Below are 4,962 nucleotides of genomic sequence, written 5' to 3'. Positions count from 1 at the left end.
AGGGCCTCCGCCACGGGCAGCGGCGCGGGCGTGGCCCGCACCGACCGGGGCGCCCAGGACAGCGGGCTCGCCCCGTACCCGCCGCGGGACGTGGCGCCCGCCGCACCGCCCCGACGCCGACGCGGCAGGGGCGGGGGCGGGGAACAGCTGAACGTGCCGCCGGCCGAGTTCACCTCGTACTACGGGCGGCCCGTCCTCAAGGCCCCGGTCTGGCGGTGGGACATCGCCGCGTACCTGTTCACCGGCGGCCTCGCCGCCGGGTCGTCGCTGCTGGCCGCGGGCGGGCAGCTCACCGGGCGCCCGGCGCTACGCCGAGCCGGCCGGGTCACCTCCCTGGCGGCGGTCGGCGCCAGCGCGTACTTCCTCGTCAACGACCTCGGCAAGCCCAGCCGGTTCCATCACATGCTGCGGGTGGCGAAGCCGACCTCCCCGATGAGCATGGGCACCTGGATCCTGACCGTCTTCGGCCCGGCCGCCGGCGTCGCCGCGGTCGCCGAGGCCGCGCCCCGGCTGCCCGAGCGCGGGCTGCTCGGCGTCGGCCGCCGGCTGCTGCCCCCGGCCGGGCAGGCCGCCGGGCTGATCGCCGCGGCCACCGCGCCGGCGCTGGCCACGTACACCGGGGTGCTGCTCGCCGACACCGCGGTGCCGTCCTGGCACGAGGCGTACCCGGAGCTGCCGACCATCTTCGCGGGCAGCGCCCTGGCCAGCGGCGCCGGCGTGGGGCTGATCGCCGCGCCGACCGCGCAGGCCGGCCCGGCGCGGCGGCTCGCCGTCGCCGGCGCGGCCCTGGAACTGTGGGGCTCGCACCGGGTGGAGAACCGGCTCGGCCTGCTCAGCGAGCCCTACACCATCGGCACCGCCGGCCGGCTGCTGCGGGCGGGCCGGGCGCTGACCGCCGCCGGCGTCGCCGGCGCGCTGCTCGGCCGCCGCAGCCGGGTGCTCGCCGCGCTCTCCGGCGGCGCCCTGCTGGCCGCCTCGGTCTGCACCCGGTTCGGCATCTTCCACGGCGGGGTCGCCTCGGCGCGGGACCCGAAGTACACGGTGGTCCCGCAGCTGGACCGCGCGCAGCGGCGGGAGCAGGGGACATCAGACGTCAGCGGGCCGGGCGCCGGTCCGAATCCGGGGGCAGGCAGGTAGCGGGCGCCGGGCCCATGAGCCGATACGGGGGTACCGCTCATGGCCACAACAAGCGCGGGTTCGCGGGATGGTCGACCAGTGACACGAGGCCGGTGGGGCCTCGTGCTGGCGGCCGTGCTCGTCCAGCTCGCGCTCGGCGCGGTGTACGCGTGGAGCGTGTTCAACAAGCCGTTGCAGGCCGAGTTCGGCTGGAGCAAGGCCGAGGTGGTGCTGCCGTTCGAGGTGGCGATCGGGACCATCTTCATCGGCAGCCTGGTGGGCGGGCGGATCCAGGACCGCCGCGGACCGCGCCCGGTCGCCCTCGGCGGCGGGATCCTGTACGCCGTCGGCACCATGCTGGCCTCGCTGGTGTCCTCGAGCGACCAGCTGTGGCTGCTGCTGCTCACCTACGGGGTGCTGGGCGGCATCGGGCTCGGCGCCGCCTACATCACCCCGATCGCCATGCTCAGCAAGTGGTTCCCCGACAAGCGGGGGCTGATCACCGGCATCGCCGTGGCCGGCTTCGGCTTCGGCGCCGTGATCACCGCACCGGTGGCCAAGGCGCTGCTGGCCGGCACCGACCACAAGACCAGCGTCTTCCTGCCCCTGGGTATCGCCTACCTGGTCGCGGTCCTGCTGGGAGCGTCGTTCTTCCGCGACCCGCCCGCCGGGTACCGGGTGCCGGGCTTCACCCCGGCGGTCGGCGGCCGGGCCGTCGCCGGCACCCGGGCCTACACCTTCGGCGAGGCCCTGCGCACCCGGCAGTGGTATCTGCTCACGCTCATCCTCACCCTCAACGTGACCTGCGGCATCGCGCTGATCTCGCAGGCCGCGGACGCGGCCCAGGCGGTCGTCGGGGTGAGCGCCGCCACCGCCGCCGGCCTGGTCGGCGTCCTCGGCCTGTTCAACGGGGGCGGGCGGGTGGCCTGGGCGTGGCTGTCCGACCGGATCGGCCGGATGCCGGCGTTCCTCGGCATGCTCGCGCTGCAGGGGGTCTGCTTCCTGATCCTGCCGCACGCCGCCGCCTTCTGGCTCTTCGCCGTGCTCGCCGCGCTGGTCTACCTCGCCTACGGCGGCGGCTTCGGCACCATGCCGGCGACCGCCGCCGACTACTTCGGCACCCCGAACGCCGGCGCGATCTACGGGGCGATGATCGTGGCCTGGAGCATCGGAGGCGTGGTGGGCCCGCTGGTCACCGCGCTGCTCTACGACGCCAGCGGCAAGAGCTACACGCTGCCGTTCACGGTGATCGGCATCCTCGCCTTCGTCGCGCTGGTGCTGCCGCCGATCACCCGGCTGCCCACCGCGCCCGGCAAGCCGCGACCCCACTTCCAGACCCCCGGCCCCTGATCCGGTGCGTCCGCGGCCCTCGCCGGGCGGCGGGAGATCGCATGTGGTTAAGTGCTGGTTGGAGGCGTTCAGGCGGCTGGTGCCCCTCCCGGTCTTCAAAACCGGTGTGGTCCGGGACCCGGGCCAGGCGGGTTCGATTCCCGTCCGTCTCCGCCAAGCAACCACGGGGTTCCGCCTCTCGCGAGGCAGGCCGGGGGGACTGACCCGATGCGTGACGCCGACCCGCGGCGGCGGGTGCCGCGTACCGACGCGCTGCTCGCCGACCCAGGGCTGGCCGACGCCGTCGGCACGCTCGGCCGCGAGCGGGTGAAGGCTGCCATCGTCCGCGCCCAGCAGCGGGCCCGCCGCGGCGAGATCACCCCCGAGGAGGTGCGCGCGGCCGCGCTGGCCGAGCTGCCCGCCCCGGCGCCCCGGGCGGTGCTCAACGCCACCGGCGTGGTGCTGCACACCAACCTCGGCCGGGCCCCGCTCTCCGCCGCCGCCGTCGACGCCCTCGTGGCCGCCGCCGGGCACACCGATGTGGAGCTGGACCTGCGGACCGGCCGGCGGGCCCGGCGCGGCCGGGAGGCCCTCGACGCGCTCGCCGCCGCCGTGCCCGACGCGGCCGGCGTGCACGTGGTCAACAACGGGGCGGCCGCCCTGGTGCTCGCCGCCACCGCCCTCGCCGCCGACCGCGAGATCGTGGTCAGCCGCGGCGAGCTGGTCGAGATCGGCGACGGGTTCCGCCTGCCCGACCTGTTGCAGAGCACCGGCGCGCGGCTGCGCGAGGTCGGCACCACCAACCGCACCACCCGCGCCGACTACGCCGCCGCCATCGGCCCACGGACCGGCTTCGTGCTCAAGGTCCACCCGTCGAACTTCCGGGTCAGCGGCTTCACCTCCGCCGTGCCGGTCCGGGAGCTGGCGACCCTGGGCGTGCCGGTGGTCGCCGACATCGGCTCCGGGCTGCTCGCCCCCGACCCGCTGCTGCCCGACGAACCGGACGCCGCCTCCACCCTGCGCGCCGGCGCGCACCTGGTCACCGCCAGCGGCGACAAGCTGCTCGGCGGCCCGCAGGCCGGGCTGCTGCTCGGCGCGGCCGAGCTGGTCGAGCGGCTGCGCCGGCATCCCCTGGCCCGGGCGCTCCGGGTCGACAAGCTCACCCTCGCCGCGCTCGCCGCCACCCTGCACGGCCCGGTCACCCCCACCCGCCGGGCGCTGCACGCCGACCCGGCCGCGCTGCGCGCCCGCACCGAACGGCTGCGCGACCGGCTCGGCGCGGACGGCGTCAAGGTCGAGGTGGTGCCCAGCGTCGCCGTCGTCGGCGGGGGCGGCGCGCCCGGGGTGGAACTCGACTCGTGGGCGCTGAGCCTGCCCGAGCGGTACGCCGAGCCGCTGCGCACCGGCGAACCGCCGGTCCTCGGCCGGGTGCTGCACGGCCGGCTCCTGCTCGACCTGCGCTGCGTGCCGGCCGACGCCGACGAGGCCGTCCGCGCGGCGGTGCTGCGGGTGGGTGGCTGACCGTGTACGTCGTCGCCACCGCCGGGCACGTCGACCACGGCAAGTCCACCCTGGTCCGGGCGCTGACCGGGATGGAACCCGACCGCTGGGCGGAGGAACGCCGCCGGGGCATGACCATCGACCTCGGCTTCGCCTGGACCACCCTGCCCGCCGGTGGCACCGTCGCCTTCGTCGACGTGCCCGGCCACGAGCGGTTCGTGCCGAACATGCTCGCCGGAGTCGGGCCCGTGCCGGCGGCGCTGATCGTGGTCGGCGCCGACGAGGGTTGGATGCCGCAGTCCGCCGAACACCTGGCCGCCCTGGACGCGCTCGGCGTCTCGTACGGCCTGCTCGCGGTGACCCGCGCGGACCTGGCCGACCCGGGGCCGGCGCTGGCCCGGGCACGCAAGGAGATCGCCGCGACCGCGCTGGGCGAGGTGGAGGCGGTGCCGGTCAGCGCGGTCACCGGCGCCGGCCTGCCGGAGCTGCGCGCGGCCCTGGACCGGCTCGTCGCCCGGCTGCCCGACCCGGCGTACGACGCCCCGGTACGGCTGTGGGTGGACCGGTCGTTCACCATCCGGGGCAGCGGCACCGTGGTCACCGGCACCCTCGGCGGCGGCCGGCTGCGCGTCGGTGACCAGCTCGAACTGGCCGCCACCGGGGAACCGGTCCGGGTCCGGGGCCTGCACTCGCTGAACATCGCCCGGACCGGGGTCGACGCCGTGGCCCGGGTCGCGGTGAACCTGCGCGGGGTGTCCCGGGACCGGGTGGCCCGCGGCGACGCCCTGCTCAGCCCGGGACGGTTCCGGCCGACCGACCTGCTCGACGCGCGGCTCGCCGGGGACCCGGCGACCGACCTGCCGGCCACCCTCACCCTGCACGTGGGCTCCGCCGCCGTGCCCGTACGCGTCCGCCCGCTCGGCCCGGACACCGTCCGGCTGCGGCTGGCCCGCCCGCTGCCGCTGCTGATCGGCGACCGGGCCCTGCTGCGCGACCCCGGCCGGCACCACGTGGCCG

At 76.8% G+C, this 4,962-nt stretch carries 4 protein-coding genes and 1 tRNA gene; all 5 read left to right on the top strand.

From position 1 onward, the window contains the following. Positions 1–1,137, top strand: a 1,137-nt coding sequence (gene nrfD / locus EFE23_RS27430) for an NrfD/PsrC family molybdoenzyme membrane anchor subunit (protein WP_373684056.1), incomplete at its 5' end; no start/stop codon positions are given. Positions 1,138–1,215: 78 nt separating this feature from the next. Then, positions 1,216–2,466: an L-lactate MFS transporter gene (locus EFE23_RS27425; RefSeq protein ID WP_199737268.1), complete on the top strand. Its 1,251-nt coding sequence runs from the start codon at positions 1,216–1,218 to the stop codon at positions 2,464–2,466. A gap of 60 nt (positions 2,467–2,526) precedes the next feature. Beyond that, positions 2,527–2,622, top strand: a tRNA-Sec gene (locus EFE23_RS28345). 51 nt (positions 2,623–2,673) lie between these two features. Continuing rightward, entirely contained in the window at positions 2,674–3,966 is a 1,293-nt protein-coding gene (selA, locus tag EFE23_RS27420; RefSeq protein ID WP_123243765.1) for an L-seryl-tRNA(Sec) selenium transferase, read from the top strand. A gap of 2 nt (positions 3,967–3,968) precedes the next feature. Next, a partial coding sequence (gene selB, locus EFE23_RS27415) for a selenocysteine-specific translation elongation factor (RefSeq protein ID WP_123243764.1) occupies positions 3,969–4,962 on the top strand: 994 nt, incomplete at its 3' end.

This window comes from Micromonospora solifontis, assembly GCF_003725545.1.
Classification (GTDB): Bacteria; Actinomycetota; Actinomycetes; order Mycobacteriales; family Micromonosporaceae; genus Micromonospora; species Micromonospora solifontis.
Note: the sequence above shows the minus strand (reverse complement) of the source record. Positions and strands in the feature narration are given on the sequence as shown.